The 16,575-nt window shown below is 69.6% G+C and carries 16 protein-coding genes; 12 read left to right on the top strand and 4 right to left on the bottom strand.

Annotated elements, in window-relative coordinates; translation table 11 throughout:
* Positions 1-223: 223 nt before the first annotated feature.
* Positions 224-832, top strand: coding sequence for a pyridoxamine 5'-phosphate oxidase family protein (locus I4J89_RS20850; protein WP_196415671.1), 609 nt, complete (start codon positions 224-226; stop codon positions 830-832).
* Here the strand turns inward: I4J89_RS20850 and I4J89_RS20845 are convergent.
* Positions 804-1,937 (bottom strand): DUF3500 domain-containing protein, encoded by a 1,134-nt coding sequence (locus I4J89_RS20845; protein ID WP_196415670.1) that lies wholly within the window; start codon positions 1,935-1,937, stop codon positions 804-806. The genes I4J89_RS20850 and I4J89_RS20845 overlap by 29 nt on opposite strands.
* 220 nt (positions 1,938-2,157) lie before the next feature.
* Between I4J89_RS20845 and I4J89_RS20840 the strand changes: the two genes are divergently transcribed.
* From I4J89_RS20840 to I4J89_RS20825, 4 genes are all read left to right on the top strand, one after another.
* Entirely contained in the window at positions 2,158-2,478 is a 321-nt protein-coding gene (locus I4J89_RS20840; RefSeq protein WP_196415669.1) for a putative quinol monooxygenase, read from the top strand.
* A gap of 53 nt (positions 2,479-2,531) precedes the next feature.
* Complete coding sequence (locus I4J89_RS20835) at positions 2,532-4,331, top strand: SLC13 family permease (RefSeq protein ID WP_196415668.1); 1,800 nt, start codon at positions 2,532-2,534, stop codon at positions 4,329-4,331.
* A 137-nt stretch (positions 4,332-4,468) separates the two neighbouring features.
* On the top strand, positions 4,469-5,923 hold the full coding sequence (locus I4J89_RS20830) for a leucyl aminopeptidase family protein (RefSeq protein ID WP_230859303.1): 1,455 nt from the start codon (positions 4,469-4,471) through the stop codon (positions 5,921-5,923).
* A 6-nt stretch (positions 5,924-5,929) separates the two neighbouring features.
* Entirely contained in the window at positions 5,930-7,624 is a 1,695-nt protein-coding gene (locus I4J89_RS20825) for an AbgT family transporter (protein WP_309238397.1), read from the top strand.
* A gap of 13 nt (positions 7,625-7,637) precedes the next feature.
* On the opposite strand, the gene I4J89_RS20820 is transcribed toward I4J89_RS20825, so the two are convergent.
* Positions 7,638-8,468, bottom strand: a complete 831-nt coding sequence (locus tag I4J89_RS20820) for an alpha/beta hydrolase (RefSeq protein ID WP_309238396.1) — start codon at positions 8,466-8,468, stop codon at positions 7,638-7,640.
* 114 nt (positions 8,469-8,582) lie between these two features.
* Between I4J89_RS20820 and I4J89_RS20815 the strand changes: the two genes are divergently transcribed.
* From I4J89_RS20815 to I4J89_RS20800, 4 genes are all read left to right on the top strand, one after another.
* Complete coding sequence (locus tag I4J89_RS20815) at positions 8,583-8,924, top strand: STAS domain-containing protein (protein ID WP_196415666.1); 342 nt, start codon at positions 8,583-8,585, stop codon at positions 8,922-8,924.
* Positions 8,925-9,220: 296 nt separating this feature from the next.
* The gene (locus tag I4J89_RS20810; protein ID WP_196415665.1) at positions 9,221-9,910 is read left to right on the top strand and encodes a VOC family protein; all 690 of its coding nucleotides are present in this window, start codon (positions 9,221-9,223) and stop codon (positions 9,908-9,910) included.
* A 101-nt stretch (positions 9,911-10,011) separates the two neighbouring features.
* Positions 10,012-10,419: a YciI family protein gene (locus I4J89_RS20805; RefSeq protein ID WP_196415664.1), complete on the top strand. Its 408-nt coding sequence runs from the start codon at positions 10,012-10,014 to the stop codon at positions 10,417-10,419.
* A gap of 6 nt (positions 10,420-10,425) precedes the next feature.
* Positions 10,426-11,571, top strand: a complete 1,146-nt coding sequence (locus I4J89_RS20800) for an RNA polymerase sigma factor (protein ID WP_196415663.1) — start codon at positions 10,426-10,428, stop codon at positions 11,569-11,571.
* Between the two features lie 66 nt (positions 11,572-11,637).
* Here I4J89_RS20800 and I4J89_RS20795 read toward each other — a convergent pair whose 3' ends face one another.
* Positions 11,638-12,852: an MFS transporter gene (locus tag I4J89_RS20795; RefSeq protein WP_309238395.1), complete on the bottom strand. Its 1,215-nt coding sequence runs from the start codon at positions 12,850-12,852 to the stop codon at positions 11,638-11,640.
* A gap of 292 nt (positions 12,853-13,144) precedes the next feature.
* On the opposite strand from I4J89_RS20795, the gene I4J89_RS20790 reads away from it, so the two are divergent.
* On the top strand, positions 13,145-13,615 hold the full coding sequence (locus I4J89_RS20790) for an SRPBCC family protein (RefSeq protein WP_309238394.1): 471 nt from the start codon (positions 13,145-13,147) through the stop codon (positions 13,613-13,615).
* A gap of 188 nt (positions 13,616-13,803) precedes the next feature.
* Here I4J89_RS20790 and I4J89_RS20785 read toward each other — a convergent pair whose 3' ends face one another.
* Entirely contained in the window at positions 13,804-14,301 is a 498-nt protein-coding gene (locus I4J89_RS20785; RefSeq protein WP_196415661.1) for a winged helix-turn-helix transcriptional regulator, read from the bottom strand.
* Between the two features lie 144 nt (positions 14,302-14,445).
* Here I4J89_RS20785 and I4J89_RS20780 point away from each other — a divergent pair, with 144 nt between their 5' ends.
* Complete coding sequence (locus tag I4J89_RS20780) at positions 14,446-15,453, top strand: NADP-dependent oxidoreductase (RefSeq protein ID WP_196415660.1); 1,008 nt, start codon at positions 14,446-14,448, stop codon at positions 15,451-15,453.
* A gap of 157 nt (positions 15,454-15,610) precedes the next feature.
* A complete protein-coding gene (locus I4J89_RS20775; RefSeq protein ID WP_196415659.1) occupies positions 15,611-16,564 on the top strand; it encodes a beta-ketoacyl-ACP synthase 3 in 954 nt (317 codons plus the stop codon).
* Positions 16,565-16,575 lie beyond the last annotated feature (11 nt).

Here is a 16,575-nt window from a genome sequence, read left to right as displayed (position 1 = left end):
CTTTCACTCGATGGGGTGATGTCGGCTCGGTGGTTTCGGCGGTGTCCGGGCAAAATGCCGATTCGGCGCGAGTGGCCGAGGCTGCGCGGATGCCCGAAAAAGTGGCCCTGAGCAGCCACAATGGAGCACGATCAATGCAAGTTGCAACTGTGTGCAATCAGACGACTACACCCTGAGACTGTGCCGCAGCGGGGGAGGAGGATCCAGCGGCAGAGGGGCGAGCATGAACGATGGTGAGCGACTACTCCAGGACAGACTCGGAACCCGGGAGCGAGCCGATGCCTTCGCGGCGCGGCAGACCCTCGACCACCTCAACGACAGGATGCGCGGCTTCATCGGACGGCAGGAGATGATGTTCCTCGCCACGGCCGACGCGAGCGGCGCCTGCGACAGCACCTTCCGGGCCGGGCCACCCGGGTTCGTCCGCGTACTCGACACCGAGCACCTCAGCTGGCCGGAATACCGGGGCAACGGCGTCATGGCCAGCCTCGGCAACATCACCGAGAACGCCCAGATCGGGCTGCTCTTCATCGACTTCAACCAGGTCATCGGGCTGCACGTGAACGGCACCGCGGAAATCGTCGAGGATCCGGACGAGCAGCCGGACGCACCACCGGGACGGCGCGCCCGGGTCTGGATCATCGCTCGCGTGCAGGAGGCCTACATCCACTGCGCGAAGCACATCCCACGCCTGGTGAAGATCCCGCACCAGCGCGGGCGGTACTCCGACGCCGAGCAGCCGAAGAAGAGCGACTTCTTCGTCCCGGCACCGGCGCGCTCGGCGCCGCCGCCTGACGACCCGGTCAGTGGTGCTGCCGGCGGTGTGCGCTGAGCACGTCCAGTCCGAAGTCGTTGCCGGGGTCGCGCCAGACCGAGTGAGCGTGGTTGGCACCACGCTGGGTGTTGTCCCACTCGATCAGCAGGCGCGGCCCCTGGACACGGTAGTAGTGCGGTGCACCCGGCTCGGTCGAGCCGGCCCAGGCGACGTGCACGGCGTCGAGGGCGGCGTCGTCGTACGCCGCCATCGGTGACACCGCCTCCGGCACCCGCCCGAAGTAGGTCCCGAGCAGCAGCCGCAGCAGTTCACGCTGCTCGGCCGCGAGATCCGCGCCGGGGATCCCTTTCGGTCGCGCGGTGTACTCCAGCGTCCGATGGTCGGCGGGCCCGTAGCCGGCGGCCTCGTCGATCCGGTCGCTCAGCGCCTGAAGCTTCGCCTGCTCGCCCGGGTCGGTGAAGCGCTCGTCGCGCCAGATCCCGGCGAGCGGGATGACCTGATCGCCCTCGGCGATCGTGGTCCGATTCGCGGTCACCAGGTCGGACGGCGCCTTGGCGGAGAGGATCGCGCGGCGCGCGAGGCCGGGATCCAGCGACCGGACGAGCTCCCGGGCCAGATCCTCGACCCGGGCGAGCGGCCGGTTCACCGCACCCCCGAGCAGCTCGGAACTGGCCGGATCGGCGCCCATGAAACACGGCGTGGTGGCCACCAGCTCGCCGTCCACGACCAGGTTGTTCAGCGAGACGTGATGCCCGCCGAACCGCCAGCCCCAGGTGCCGCCGCCCGGATCACCGAAGACCCGCAGGTAGTACAGGCCGGGATCGCGGCCACGTTCCCGGTCGAACCGGGTCACGAACCCCTCGGTGTGATCGAGGATGTTCTCCAGCCCCATGGTGGTGGCCACCGTGACGAAGCCGGGCCGGGACAGGCCGGAGGCCACCAGCCGCATCGCCGCGCGCTGCTGCGCGGGCCGCTGCTGATGGACGGTCAGGCCACCATGGTCGGTCGGCGTGTAGAACCAGCGCCGGCGTTCGCCGTCGGCGGCCTCGTCCGACGGCCCGGAGCCCACCGCGACCGCACGCTGATCGGCGGTCAGCATGTCCAGCCAGGCCCGGGCCGCCTCGGCCATCGCGGCGGCGACCTGTCGGCGGGGCTCCTCCATGACCACAATCTATACAGACTTCGTGGTCGAGGTTTGCTTGCCGGTCGCGCTGCTTCATCGGTACGGGTGACCGGCGTCTTGCCGAAGCCGACCCGTGCCCGCCCCCCCGGCGCGAGCCGGGCTGTCCGTCCCGGCCGCATCGCGGCCGCCGGGAAACACCAGTCCGTCGCGCCGCCTGCGCGAGTGGCGTGGGTCACAGGTTCGGCATAGCGTTCCCTCTATGACCACACCGACCGACGACCGTCGCGACCTGCTGACGGTGATCGCGTACATGCGGGCCGCTCCCGGTAAGCGGGACGAACTCCGGGCGGCGCTCGAGGCCCTCGTCGAGCCGACCAGCAAGGAGGCCGGCTACGTCAACTACGACCTGCACCAGGGCATCGAGGACCCGGACACGTTCATCTTCTACGAGAACTGGGAGTCACCGGAGCACCTCGACGCCCACCTCGCGACGCCGCACCTCGTGCACTTCACCGGGATCATGGACGGGCTGCTCGACGAGAACGGGCTGACCATCAACCGGGTACGCCGCATCGCCTGAATCATCCCGGGCGGAGGATTCCCGGTGACCGGCGCGGGCCGAAAGTGGATGTCGTGAGTGACGCCGCGATCAGCCTGGTGATCCTCGGTGTTGTCATCGTCGTCTTCATCTGGAACCGCCTGCCGGTCGGTGTCGTGGCCATCGCCGCCGCGCTCTCGCTGTACTTCACCGGGCTGCTCGACGCCGACGCCGCGCTGGCCGGCTTCGGCGATCCGGTCGTCATCTTCATCGCGTCGCTGTTCGTGGTCAGCGACGGGATCGAGGCCACCGGCGTGACGGCGTGGGCCGGACAGGCCATCACCCGGCGGGCCGGCACCGGGCGGGCCGGGCTGCTGACCGTGGTGATGATCCTGTGCGGCGTGCTCACCGCTCTGGTCACCCCGAACGGGGCGGTGGCCGCCTTCCTGTCGATGGTGGTCGTGCTCGCCGTCCGGGCCTCGATCCCGCCGTCGCAGATGCTGCTGCCCATGGCGTTCGCGGCACACGCCGGTTCACTGCTCGCGCTCACCGGCAGCCCGGTCAACGTCATCGTCTCCGACGCCGCACGGGACGCCGGCGCGGACGGCTACGGGTACTTCGAGTTCGCGATCGTGGGCGTACCCCTGCTGGCCGGCACGGTCCTGCTCTCCCTGTGGCTCGGTCCCTACGTGCTGCCGCGCCGGACATCCCGCGAGGCCGCCCCCGACCTGGGCCGGCACGCACAGACCCTGGCCGACCACTACGGACTGACCAACGGTTTCTACCGGCTCCGCGTCCGGGAGGGCTCCCCGCTGATCGGACAGGAGCCGCAGAACACGGACTTCACCGCGTACCCGGGTCTGACCGTGATCGGGGTGCAGCACGCCGGCCCGGCCCGGCTTAACGTCGATGACGTCCTCGTCGTCGCCGGCCCGTCCGAGCAGGTCAGCCGGCTGGTCGTGGACCAGGTGCTGGCCGTCAGCATGCGCCCGGTGCTGGACGTCGCCGACGGTACGCTGCTGACCCGCGAGCTCGGCGTCGTCGAAGTCGTGGTGGCGCCCCGCTCCGAGCTGGTCGGCGAGACGATGTTCCCCGGGATGAAACGCGGCGCGGACCTGGTGATCCTCGCCGTGCGCCGGTACGGCCGGGACCGCGGGCCGCGCCCGACCGTCCTCGCCGAGGGCGACAGCATTCTGGTGCACGGCACCTGGCCGGCCATCGAGGCGCTGACCGAGGACCGGGACGTCCTGGTCGTCGACTCGCCGGAACTCGTGCGCCGCCAGGCCGTACCCATGGGCCCGCGCGCCGGGCGGGCCATCGCGGTGCTGGCCGGCATGATCGTGCTGATGGCCTCGGGCCTCGTTCCGGCCGCCGTGGCCGCCCTGCTGGCGGCGACGGCCATGGTCGTGCTGCGGGTGCTCACCCCTCAGCAGGCGTACCGGTCGATCTCCTGGCAGACCGTGGTGCTGATCGGTGGGCTGATCCCGCTGTCGACGGCCATCATGGCGACCGGTGCGGCGGATCTGGTCGCCGGCGTGCTGATCGACGCGGTCGGCGCCGGGCGACCGTACCTGCTGCTGATCGCGCTGTTCGGGCTGACGGCCGCGCTCGGGCAGGTGGTCAGCAACACGGCCACCGTGCTGATCGTGGCGCCCATCGCGGTGAGCGCCGCCGTGGAGACCGGGGTGTCACCGCAACCGGTGCTCATGCTCATCGCGGTGGCCGGGGCCGCCTCGTTCCTGACGCCGATCGCCACTCCCGCCAACATGATGGTCATGGGTCCCGGCGGCTACCGCTTCGGTGACTACTGGAAGCTGGGCCTGCCGGTGATGGCGTTGTGGCTGGTGGTCGCCGTGGTGGTCATCCCGCTCGTGTGGCCGTTCGCGCCGGGATAGCCCCGCCCGGATCATCCGCGGCGGACGAGGCGCCACCGGTCGTGCCGCCGTAACGTCCGCCACGGGACGAACACGGGTAGGAGGCCTTCATGGTGGCTGCGCGCACGGACGTCGACGTGACCCCTTCGATTCGACGAATGTCCAACCTGTCCATAGCCGCGGCGACCGAGCTGAAAGACGGCATGGCCGACGCGATCGGCTACTTCGTCGCTCCCGATGGGCCGGTTCCGGCCGAACTCGGCATCGACCGGGCCGCCCTCATCGCCTGCGGCTTCGAGGGCAAGGCGGGGCAGTGCCTGCTGGTGCCGGGTGGTGACGTGGTCAAGGTCGCGGTGGGGTACGGCGTACCGCACGCCGGAGCGACCGCACTGCGCGACGCGGCGGCCACCTTCGCACGTGCCGTGCCCGGCCGTACCCGGCTCGCCCTGCACCTGGCCGGCCTGGCCGATGTCGACCGGACGACGGCGAGCGAGGCGCTGGTCCAGGGTGCGGTCCTGGCCAGGTACTACTTCAGCGTCGCCCAGCACGACACCGGTACGGGTCTCGACGCGCTGTACCTGGTCTGCGGTGACGGTGACCTCGCGCCGGTGGAGAGCGGCGCCGAGCGCGGCCGGGTCATCGCAGCGGCGACGGCACTCGGCCGGGACCTGGCGAACTGCCCGGCGGGATACCTGACCGCCACCCGCATGGCCCAGGTCGCCGAGGAGCTCGCCGACCGCGCCGGCCTCACCGTCGAGGTCTTCGACAAGGCCGCACTGATCGAGCTGGGCTGCGGCGGGCTGCTGGGGGTCAACGCCGGCAGCGTCGAACCGCCGGCCATGGTGAAGATCAGCTATCGGCCCGACACCGACCCGCCGGGCCATCTGGGTCTGGTGGGCAAGGGCGTGATGTACGACTCCGGCGGCATCGCGCTCAAGGGCGCCGACGCGACCCACGCGACCATGAAGAACGACATGACCGGCGCGGGCGTCATCCTGGCGGCCATGTCGGCCCTGCGTGACCTCGGCTGCCGGACCGCGGTGACCGGCTGGCTGATGTGCACCGACAACATGCCCTCCGGTTCGGCCACCCGGCTCGGTGACGTGCTCACCATGCGGGGCGGCAAACGCGTCGAGGTGCTCAACACCGACGCCGAAGGCCGGCTCGTGATGGCCGACGCGCTCGTCCTGGCCACCGAGGACCGGGTCGACGCGATCGTCGACATCGCCACGCTGACCGGCCAGTGCCTGCGTACGCTCGGCACCGAGATCGCCGGCGTGATGGGCAACGACGCGGCTCTGATCGGCGAGGTCAGGGCGGCCGGCGATGCCACCGACGAACCGGTCTGGGAGCTGCCGCTCGCCACCCGCTACCGCAACCAGCTCGACTCCGACGTCGCCGACCTCACCAACATGGGCGGCCCCAACGCCGGCTCCATCACCGCCGCGCTGTTCCTCGCCGAGTTCGTCGGTGACACCCCGTGGGCACACATCGACATCGCCGGTACGGCTCAGGCGGACGCGCCCCGCACCTGGCGCAACAAGGGCGCCACCGGCTTCGGCACACCACTGCTCATCGAGCTCGCCACCCACTTCCCGGCATCGGGCAGGTGAGCCGGCGTGTCCGAGTCGCGCTCCGGTGACACCAGGCAGCTGAAACCGCCGAAGAGCGGCTGGCTCGACCGCATCGAGCGGCTCGGCAACAAGGTGCCGCACCCGGCGATCATCTTCCTGAGCCTGTGCCTGCTCGTGATCGTGCTGTCCTGGGTGCTCGCCCTGTTCGACGTCAGCGTCACCTACGACGTGGCGGAGCCGGTCACCGGCCCGGCGGTCACCGAGGAGTACGAGGCGGGCACGCAGGTGCCGGACCTCACGGCCGTACCCGACGACTACGCCGAAGAGGACCTGGTCATCCAGCAGGAGACCACCGAGATCAAGAGCCTGATCTCGATCGACGGTGTCCGCTTCATGTTCACGTCGTTCGTCAGCAACTTCTCCAGCTTCAGCGTCGTGGCCGTCATCCTCGTCGCCATGCTCGGTGTCGGCGTCGCCGAGGAGTCAGGCCTCATGGGCGCCCTGATCCGCGGCATGGTTCGCATCGCCCCGGTCCGGATCCTGACCTTCATCATCGTGTTCGTCGGCATGCTCTCGAGCGTGGCCTCGGATGCCGGTTATCTGATCCTCATACCCCTGGCCGCGGCGGCCTTCCACAGTGTCGGTAAACATCCCCTCGCCGGGCTCGCCGCCGCGTACGCCGGGGTCAGCGCGGGTTTCGCCGTCAACATCCTGATCACCCCGAGCGACGGCATTCTCACCGAGGTGACCAACGAGGCGATCGCCCTCGCCCAGCCCGACTCGTCCATCGGGATCACGGCGAACCTGTGGTTCAACATCGCCTCCACCATCTTCGTCAGCCTCGTCATCACGCTCGTCTCGTCCCGGATGATCGAACGCCGTCTCGGCGCCTACCGCGAGGAGGACGCGGCCCTGCCCGGTGAGGGCTTCGCCGACCCGGCGGGCGCCGGCACCGCCACCGAGCCGCACGTCGATCACGACGTCGAGAAGCGCGGCATGCGCGGTGCCGGCATCGCCGTGCTGATCGTGCTGGCGATCGTGCTGCTCCTGGCGATTCCGCCGGGTGCGCCGCTGCGCAATCCGGAGACCGGTTCGCTGATCAACGACGCGCCGCTCATGGACAGCCTGATCGTCATCATCACGTTCATCTTCCTGGCCGCCGGCATCGGGTACGGACGTGGCGCAAAGACGATCACCACGAGCACCTCGATCATCAACGCGATCACGAAGACCTGGGCGTCGCTGGCCGGGCTGCTGTTCATGCTGTTCCTGATCAGCCAGTTCATCGCCTACTTCAACTACTCGGAGATGCCGACCGTCGCCTCGGTCGCGATGGCGGATCTGCTGGAGGCCGCTGACATCGGCACGGTCTGGCTGCTGGTCGGGTTCATCCTGGTGATCGCGCTGCTGGACATCATCGTGCCCGGGCTGCTGCCGAAGTGGGCGATCTTCGCCCCGGTCTTCATCCCGCTGTTCATCCGGCTCGGCGTCGCCCCGCAGACGCTGCTCGCCGCGTACCGGCTCGGCGACTCACCGATGAACGTCATCACCCCGCTGATGGTGTACCTGCCGTTCATCGTGATCGTCGCTCAGCGGTACAAGAAGAGCGCCGGCCTGGGCACGATCGTGGCGCTGATGATCCCGTACACCGCGGTCGTGCTGGTGACCTGGTTGTTGTTCTTCGTGGCCTGGTTCCTGCTCGGCATCCCGATCGGTCCCGGCTATCCGGCGAACATCTGAGCAGCACGGAGCATCACAGCTGCCGGCGGATGAACGCGGTCACCTCGGCGATCACCTCGTCCGCGTTGAGCTCGTTGAACAGCTCGTGCCGGGCCTCGGGGTAGACCCGTTCCACGAAGTCCGGGCCGCGCAGATGCTCGATCCCGGCCCGGCTGCCACCGATCGGCACGAGCTGATCCTCCGCACCGTGGATCCACAGCATCGGAAGGTCCCCGAGGTCCGGCCCGGCGGCGATGTCCGCCAGCGCGCGCTGCATCGCCTCCAAAGTCGCCCGTTTGAACGGCCCGTGCCACACCAGCGGATCAGCCGCGTAGACCTCGCCGACCCGCGGATCCCGCGACAGCGTGGTGACGTCCAGCGGCACGTCCGGGATCTCGTCGAGGGCGAGCAGTTGCGCCACCGCGTCCCAGCGGCCCACCACCGGGCTGGACAGCACCAGCGCGGCCAGCCCTTCGCGGTGCTGCTGGGCGTAGCGGGCCGCGATCAGGCCGCCCATCGAGTGGCCGAGCAGCACGACCGGCAGGCCCGGCTGCTCCCGCTCGGCCGTCTCCCGCAGCGTGTGCAGGTCGGCCACCAGGTCCTCGAAGTCCTCGACGAGGACCCGCTCACCCTCGCTCCGGCCGTGCCCCACGTGATCGACGGCGTAGACCACGGCACCGTTGCCGACCAGCGCGTCCGCGACGCGCTCGTAGCGGCCGACGTGCTCGCCATAGCCGTGCGCGACGACCACGACGTGCGTCGCCGTCCCCGGCCCGCTCCACGTGCGCGCCGTCAGCTTTCCGCGCACCCCGCGATAGTCCCACTCCCGTGCCTGCGCCATCGTGGCCTCCTTCTCGCTCGTCACCGGCCGTGATCTTGTCGTGATCAGGTGAACTTTCGTGCCCGGACCTCGACGGGCATCCACTGCGGACCTTAGATTGACCGCCTGGAGAAACATCGGGTAACGGAAGGTAACGCGATGACCGCCACCACGGTCGACATCGGCAACGATCCCGACGGCACCCTAGTCATCCAGCCACACGGCAGCCTCGACGCCGACGACGCGGTCGAGCTTCGGCGCGCTCTGGTCCAGGCCATCCGCCACACCCGCCCGCTTCGCCTGGTCCTGGACCTCGGCGACGTACGTGAGATCGATCCGATCAATCTCGGCACACTGGCCGCCGCCTGCCGCCTGGGCGACGACCACCAGGTCGCCGTCTTTCTCGACCATCCCCGGGTGGCGATCGCCGCCCTGCTCACCACCGCCGGAGTGCCCGCCCACCGGCTGCGCCACATCATCGAGAACCCGCTTCCGGCCTAGCGCATCCACGATCTGTTTCCCGGCGGCCGCGCTGGGGCCGCGCCCGGCAGCGGGCTCGCGCTGGGAGAGCGGGGACGGCGCCGGCTTCGGCGGGACGGCCGGTCACGCGTACCCCGCAGAAGCGTGGCCGGAAAGCAGCGGCCGGCACCGAGCGCTACCTGAGGCAACCTCGCCGGCCGGTGGTTCCGTCGTGCCAGGGAGGGGCGAGCGGGGATCGGTCCGAGGAGGACGAGTTCCGGCCTCTGCCGTTGACAACTCGGATGCGGAGGAGCGCGGTTTCGCCTAGCGTCCGGGCGATGACGTCTCGACTCGATGCGATCTGCTTCGGCGCCGCTGAACCGCTGGCCCTCGCGCGGTTCTGGGCCGCCGTCCTGGGCCGGGACACGGCCGACGAGCCCGGTGGCGTCGCGCTGCTGCCCGGCGACGACGCCGTGATCAGACTCCGGTTCCTGCCGGTCGACGAGCCGAAGACCGGGCCGAATCGGATGCACTTCGACCTGACCAGCCCTTCGCCGGAGGAGCAGCAGCGGACCGTCGCGCGGGCACTCGACGCCGGCGCCCGGCACATCGACGTCGGGCAGCTTCCGGAGGAGGAGCACGTGGTGCTCGCCGACCCGGAGGGCAACGAGTTCTGCGTCATCGAAGCGGGCAACAAGTTCCTGGCCGGCTGCGGGTTCGTCGGGGCGCTGTCCTGCGACGGCTCGCCGGAGGTCGGGTATTTCTGGAGTGCCGCGCTCGGGTGGCCGCTGGTCTGGGACCAGGACCAGGAGACCGCGATCCAGTCGCCGCACGGCGGTATGAAGATCACCTGGGGTGGGCCGCCCGACCGGGCCAAGACCGGGCGGAACCGGCTGTTCCTCGATCTGGTTCCGGCCGGCGAGATCGATCGGCTGATCTCGCTGGGCGCGACGCTGACCAGCACCGAGGCCGGCCACGTGGAGCTGATCGACCCGGAGGGCAACGAGTTCCGCGTGCTGACAAAATAGCCGCAAGAAAGTTCTCGACCGATGTCGAGAACCCGGGCACGGCTCCGTCCCCGATGCGAACACGGCGAGATCGAGCGCCGTACCGCACTGAGGAGAACATGATGGCCAAGTACCTGCTGCTCAAGCACTACCGCGGCGCCCCGGCGGCGGTCAACGACGTGCCGATGGAGAAGTGGACGCCGGACGAGGTCACCGCCCACGTGCAGTACATGCGGGACTGGGCCGCCCGGTTGGAGAGCACCGGCGAGTTCATCGAGGGTCAGGCGCTCGCTCCGGACGGAACCTTCGTCCGCTCCGACGGTGAGGGCCGCCCGCCGGTCACCGACGGGCCGTTCGCGGAGACCAAGGACCTGATCGCCGGCTGGATGGTGATCGACGTGGACAGCTACGAGCGGGCGCTCGAGGTGGCCGGCGAGCTGTCCGCGGCACCGGGCGCCGGTGGCAAGCCGATCCACGAGTGGCTCGAGCTGCGCCCGTTCCTGACCGAGCCGTCGACCATCACGGAGTGACGTTCAGTGGATGAGGCCCTGCTGAGGTCTCTCACCCCCACGGTGATCGGGATCCTCGTCCGTCGCGGAGCTGACTTCGCGGCGGCCGAGGATGCCGTGCAGGACGCCCTGGTCGAGGCGGTACGGGTGTGGCCGGACGACCAGCCACGGGACGCCAAGGGCTGGCTGGTCGCGGTGGCCTGGCGCAAATTCCTCGACGCGACCCGCGCCGAGAGCTCCCGTCGGCGCCGTGAGGAGCTCGTCGAGGCCGAGCCGGTGCCGGGTCCGTGTGAGACGGTGGACGACACGCTCCGGCTGTACTTCCTGTGCGCGCACCCGTCCCTGACGCCGGCCTCGGCCGTGGCGCTGACGCTGCGCGCGGTCGGTGGTCTGACCACCCGGCAGATCGCGCGGGCCTACCTCGTGCCGGAGGCGACCATGGCCCAGCGGATCAGCCGGGCCAAGCGGACGGTCACCGGGGTCCGGCTCGACCAGCTCGGTGACGTCGGCACCGTGCTGCGCGTGCTCTACCTGGTCTTCAACGAGGGCTACTCCGGCGACGTCGACCTCGCCGGCGAGGCGATCCGGCTCACTCGCCAGCTGGCGGCCATGACCAGGGACGAGGAGGTGGCGGGCCTGCTCGCGCTCATGCTGCTGCACCACGCACGGCGCGCGGCCCGGACCCGCCCGGACGGGAGTCTCGTGCCGCTCGCCGAGCAGGACCGCGGCCTCTGGGACACCCGCCTGATCGCCGAGGGCGTCGACGTGCTCCAGGCCGCCCTGGCCCGCGACCGGCTGGGCGAGTTCCAGGCCCAGGCCGCCATCGCCGCGCTGCACGCCGACGCCCAGGCGGCCGAGGAGACCGACTGGGTGCAGATCGTCGAGTGGTACGACGAACTGGTGCGCCTCACCGGCAGCCCGGTGGTCCGTCTGAACCGGGCGGTCGCGGTCGGCGAGGCGGACGGTCCGCGGGCCGGCCTGGCCGCCCTGGACGAGCTCGACCCCGGCCTGCCCAGGTACGCCGCGGTGGCGGCGTACCTGCACGAGCGCGACGGTGACCCGGTGACCGCGGCACGGCTCTACGCCGAGGCCGCCCGGTCGGCGCCGAGCCTCCCGGAACGCAACCATCTGACCCGCCAGGCCGCCCGGCTCAACGCCCTGCTGCGAGGCTGAGCCTGCCGTTCAACCAGCTCGGCGTGGTTTCGGTGCACGCGCTGGCGAGGTGCTGGTCGCGCGGGTCTATGGTCCGCTGCCGCTCATGTCGGCCCTGTCGGTCGTGGCCGCCCACAACGCCGCCACCAGAGCGAGCGACGCCGAGGCCAGCAACAGGGTCAGCAGCATCCTGGGTGAGCCCGAGGCGCCAAGGGCGACACCCGCGACGAAGGAAAGCAGAGCGCCGCCCCCGATCGCCGTCGCGGCGGACAGGCCCGTCGCGGTTCCGGCCAGGCTCGGATGCTCGGACATCACCCCCAGGTTCACGACGGGGGTAGTCAGGCCGTTTCCGATTCCGACGAATGCGCAGACGACGAAGAACACGACGGGGCCAAGGTCGCGCAGCGTCGCAAGTAGGAGACCGACCGACAGGCCTGCGCAGGTCAGCAGGCGCGCCGCGACGAGTGCGCGGCTCCTGAAAAGTCGGGAGGCAACGATGCCCGTGAGGTAGCTGCCCAGCACGAAACCGCCGGGCGCCACCGCCATAGCAAGACCCAGCGCAGCACTCGAGCCGCCGAGGCGATCGCTCATGACGATGGGTACTCCGCCCAGGAAGACGTAAAGCGTCCCCGTCGAGCAAGCCATGCACAGGGTGTACGCCCAGAACCTGGGCGAGCCCGTTATCCGCCGGTACGAGACAAAGAGGCCTCCCTCCGGATCGCCAGAGCGGTGCGCCGTCTCGCTGAACCGCCGCATCGACAGACCGAGAACGACTACGCCCAGGACGGCGAGCACGATGAAGATTGCCCGCCACCCGAAGAACTCATTCACGACCCCGCCAAGGGTGGGCCCGAACGTGGGAGCAAGCGCCCAACCCATGCCCGCGAAGCCGATCCTCCTGACCGCGTCGCGCCCGCTCGACGTCTCCCTGATAGCGACCATCGCCACGGAGAAACACGCGGCGATCGCCGCCTGGAACATGCGGCACACCAGGAAGAACTCCACGGTCGGGGCCAGAGCGCACCCAACAGACGCGACAACAAAGATCGAGACCGACATCATGACCACCGGCCGGCGTCCGTAACGATCGGACACGGCGCCGGCGACCACCTCCGTGAACGCCGTGGCAACGGCATATCCAGCGATCGAGAGGTTGACCAGGGCGAAGCGCGCCCCGTACGTGTCAGCGATTTCGGGCATTGCCGGCAGATAGATGTTCACCGGAAGCACCGACATCGCCGTCAGCAGGACGAAGAAGACTGGACCCGGCGCCGCCCGCTTACTCGAGCGCAGCCAGATCACCGATGACCCCATCGGCGGAATCCATGAAATCGAAGCCTCTTTACGTCTCCAAGATACGATCCGCTCCGAGAGCGCGAGCTGGCCGAGGAGCCCGCCCTCGAAACGCCTCCGATCGACAGGGCCGACTGAGCGGGGCCCCGGGCCCTGGCTCATGTCCCGTGCGCCCTTGAACAGCGAACAGCCGTTTCGGGAGCAATAGCGGGATAGTGCAGGTCATCGGCGTCCTCAACTGCCGAGAAGAGTGCGTTGCAACGGCCTCAAGGACTGGGCGTACTGATATTAGGCTGGCAGCGTGTCAGCCCTGATCGAAGTCGTATCCGTAATCAACGCCGCTGCGGCGACGGTCTTCGACCTGGAACTGGACATAGACGTTCACGCCGAGTCCTTGGCCAAGAGCCGGGAGACCGCAACGACAACCACTGGCCGCCGCCAGCTTGGGCTCGGCGACGAAGTGACATTCGGCGCTCGGCATTTCGGCCGGCGCTGGAACATGACCAGCCGGATCACCGCCTACAACCGTCCGTATCACTTCGTTGACGAACAAACGCGCGGTCCCTTCCGCGCATTGCGTCACGAGCACTACTTCGAGGACCTCGGGGACATACGGACCCGGATGATTGATCGCATGACGATCCGCGCACCTTTGGGGCCGTTGGGTGCGGTGGCTACCCGGATGCTGCTCGCTCCGCACCTGAGGCGCCTCTTGGTAGAGCGCGCGGCACACATCAAGCGCCTGGCCGAGACAGCTGACCATGGGCGCTGAGCCGGCGAACCGACGGGCTGAACTGCCGAATTGAGTGCGTGCGGAACCGATGGATTAGTCCTTGGCTGCTTCCACCCTCGTGCGGCTCATTGTGCACAAGCGGGGCACCTCGCGCTCGCCGTGGCCGGGTAAACCAACCCGGCAGGAGCGATCACGAGCGCGGGTTGTGCGGTTGAAGACGTGGGCGATCAGGTTGCGCGTTCGGGGGCTGCTTTCGTCCGGAAGCCCGGTCCTGGGCCGACTTCGACCTCGGCTGCCGGAACGTGGTGATCGCGCGCGCAGCGGACTTGGACGGTGAGTGGGGCGCCGCAATCGCGGTGGTGGTTGATGACCGCCGGCCCGGCCGGGTCGGCGCGGTACTTGTCACCCCATTGCAGCAGTCCTAGTACGGCGGGGGCCAGGTCGTTGCCTTTGGCGGTGACGACGTATCGGGATCGGCTGCGGGCGCCGTCCTCCTGGTAGGTCTCGGTGGCGAGGATGCCGTGTTCGACGAGCTTGCGTAGGCGCTCGGCGAGCAGGTTGCGGGGGCATCCCAGCATCTTGTGCAGGTCGCTGAAGCGGGACACGCCGTACCAGATCTCCCGCAGGACCAGCAGGGTCCACTTCTCGCCCACGACTTCGAGGGTTCGGGCGATCGAGCAGTTGGTGGTGTCCCGGTCGAGGCGCAGGTCGGTGATCGGGGCCATAGGCACATCCTACCCGCTAGGTTTACTTTCTTGTACTCAGGTCGACCCGGCGGTCGCCGATACAACAAGGTGCCGCCGGGCACGGCCGATCGATCAGTGATCTGCGCGCCGACGAGACGGGCAGAGACCGAGAAGGAGACGACGATGAAGGCATTTGTGGTCGAACGCTACGGCGACGCCGACACTGTGCAGGCCCGCGAGATGCCGGACCCGACCGTGGGCGACGACGACGTCCTGGTCCGGATCCACGCGGCGAGCGTCAACCCACTCGACCTCAAGATCCGGTCCGGGGACCTCAAGGCGATCCTGCCGTACCGGGCGCCGTTCGTCCTCGGTAACGACCTGGCCGGCACCGTCGCCGCCGTCGGCTCCCGCGTCACCCGGTTCGCCGTCGGCGACGACGTCTACGCGCGCCCGGACCAGAACCGGATCGGCGCGTTCGCCGAGTTCATCGCGATGCACCAGGACGACGTGGCCGCCAAACCGGTCACCCTCACGATGGAAGAGGCAGCCTCCATCCCCCTGGTCGGTTTGACCGCCTGGCAGGCTCTGGTCGAACGGGCGAACCTGCGGCCGGGCCAGAAGGTCCTCATCCACGCCGGGGCCGGCGGTGTCGGCACCATCGCCATCCAGCTGGCCAAACACCTCGGCGCTCACGTCACCACGACCGCGAGCAGCGCGAAGACCGACCTGGTGAAGGGCCTGGGCGCGGACGTCGTCGTCGACTACACGAAGCAGGCGTTCGAGACGGTCCTGCGTGACTACGACGTCGTGCTCGACACCGTCGGCGGCGACACCCTCGACAAGTCTTTGCAGGTGCTCAAGCCGGGCGGCATCGTCATCAGCATCGCCGGACCGCCCGACCCTGCCTTCGCCAGGCAGGCCGGTGCCAACCCGCTCATCCGGCTGGCGATCGCCGCGTTGAGTTTCCGGGTCCGGCAACGCGCCCGCCGCCACCGCGTCCGGTACTCGTTCCTGTTCATGAGGGCCAGCGGCGACCAGCTCCGCCAGCTCACCACTCTGCTCGACGCCGGGACGATCCGCCCGGTCGTGGACCGGGCCTTCGACTTCGCGTCGACCCGCGAAGCCCTGGCCCACGTCGAGCAAGGACGCGCCAAGGCGGGCAAGGTCGTCGTCCGGATGACGTCGTAGCCGCTAACCGCCTCGATCGTCCCACCAACGGCCGCCCCTCCTGAGCGTCCTCGTTTGCAGCCGTGTACCACTCCCAGGCGCTTGCTCGAACGCTTGGTTACCGGCGAGGAACAAAGCATTCAGAGTGCACCCAGTCGGGCATGCTTAGATCCTGTTCATGGTCAACCCATCGCCGCAGCGCACCGGTCACGTCGGGTCGCGCATCCTGAGCGTCGCCTCCTACCGCCCACGGACTGAGGTGGGCAACGAGACGATCGCCGCGCTGATCGACTCGAGCGACGAGTGGATCCGCCGCCGCTGCGGCATCGAGTCGCGCCGGCGCGCCGCACCCGACGAGGACCTGGTCACGATGGCCGCGGCGGCCGGCTCCAAGGCCCTTGCCGGCGCCGGCATCGATCCGCGCGACGTCTCGGCCGTCCTGGTGGCGACGATGTCCCACCGTGGTCGCGCGACAACCGCAGCACCCCTGGTGGCCGACGCGCTGGGCGCCACCGCGGCTGCCGCGATGGATCTGGGGGCGGCGTGCGCGGGCTTCCCGTACGCACTGGCGACCGCCGACGCACTCGTGCGCAGTGGCGCGGCCGGCTATGTGGTCCTGGTCGGCGCCGAGCGCATGACCGACATCATCGACGAGCGTGACCGCGGCACGGCGTTCCTCTTCGGCGACGGCGCGGGCGCGGTGGTCGTCGGTCCGGCGGAGACGTGCGAGATCGGCCCGGTGGTGTGGGGCGCCGACGGCTCCCGCAGCGAGGTGCTGCGGTACGACGAGGCGGGCATCCTGCGGATGGTGGGCCCTGAGGTCTTCCGCTGGGCGACCTCCGTCGTTCCCGACGTTGCCAGGCGCGCGCTCGACGCGGCGGGCATTTCCGCCTCCGACCTTGCGGCTTTCATTCCTCACCAGGCTAATCTGCGCATCACCTCGGTTGCGGCCAAGGCCCTGGGGCTCGGCCCGCACGTCCGGGTGGCCACCGACATCATCACCAATGGCAACACCGGCGCGGCCTCCATTCCCCAGGCAATGGCAGCCCTGCCCGACACGACGGGTCCCGCGCTGCTCGTGGGCTTCGGTGCCGGCCTTTCGTACGCGGCGCAGGTCGTCACATTGCCCTGACCTCGGGATGT

This window comes from Actinoplanes aureus (assembly GCF_015704865.1).
Lineage (GTDB): Bacteria > Actinomycetota > Actinomycetes > Mycobacteriales > Micromonosporaceae > Actinoplanes > Actinoplanes aureus.
Note: the sequence above shows the minus strand (reverse complement) of the source record. Positions and strands in the feature narration are given on the sequence as shown.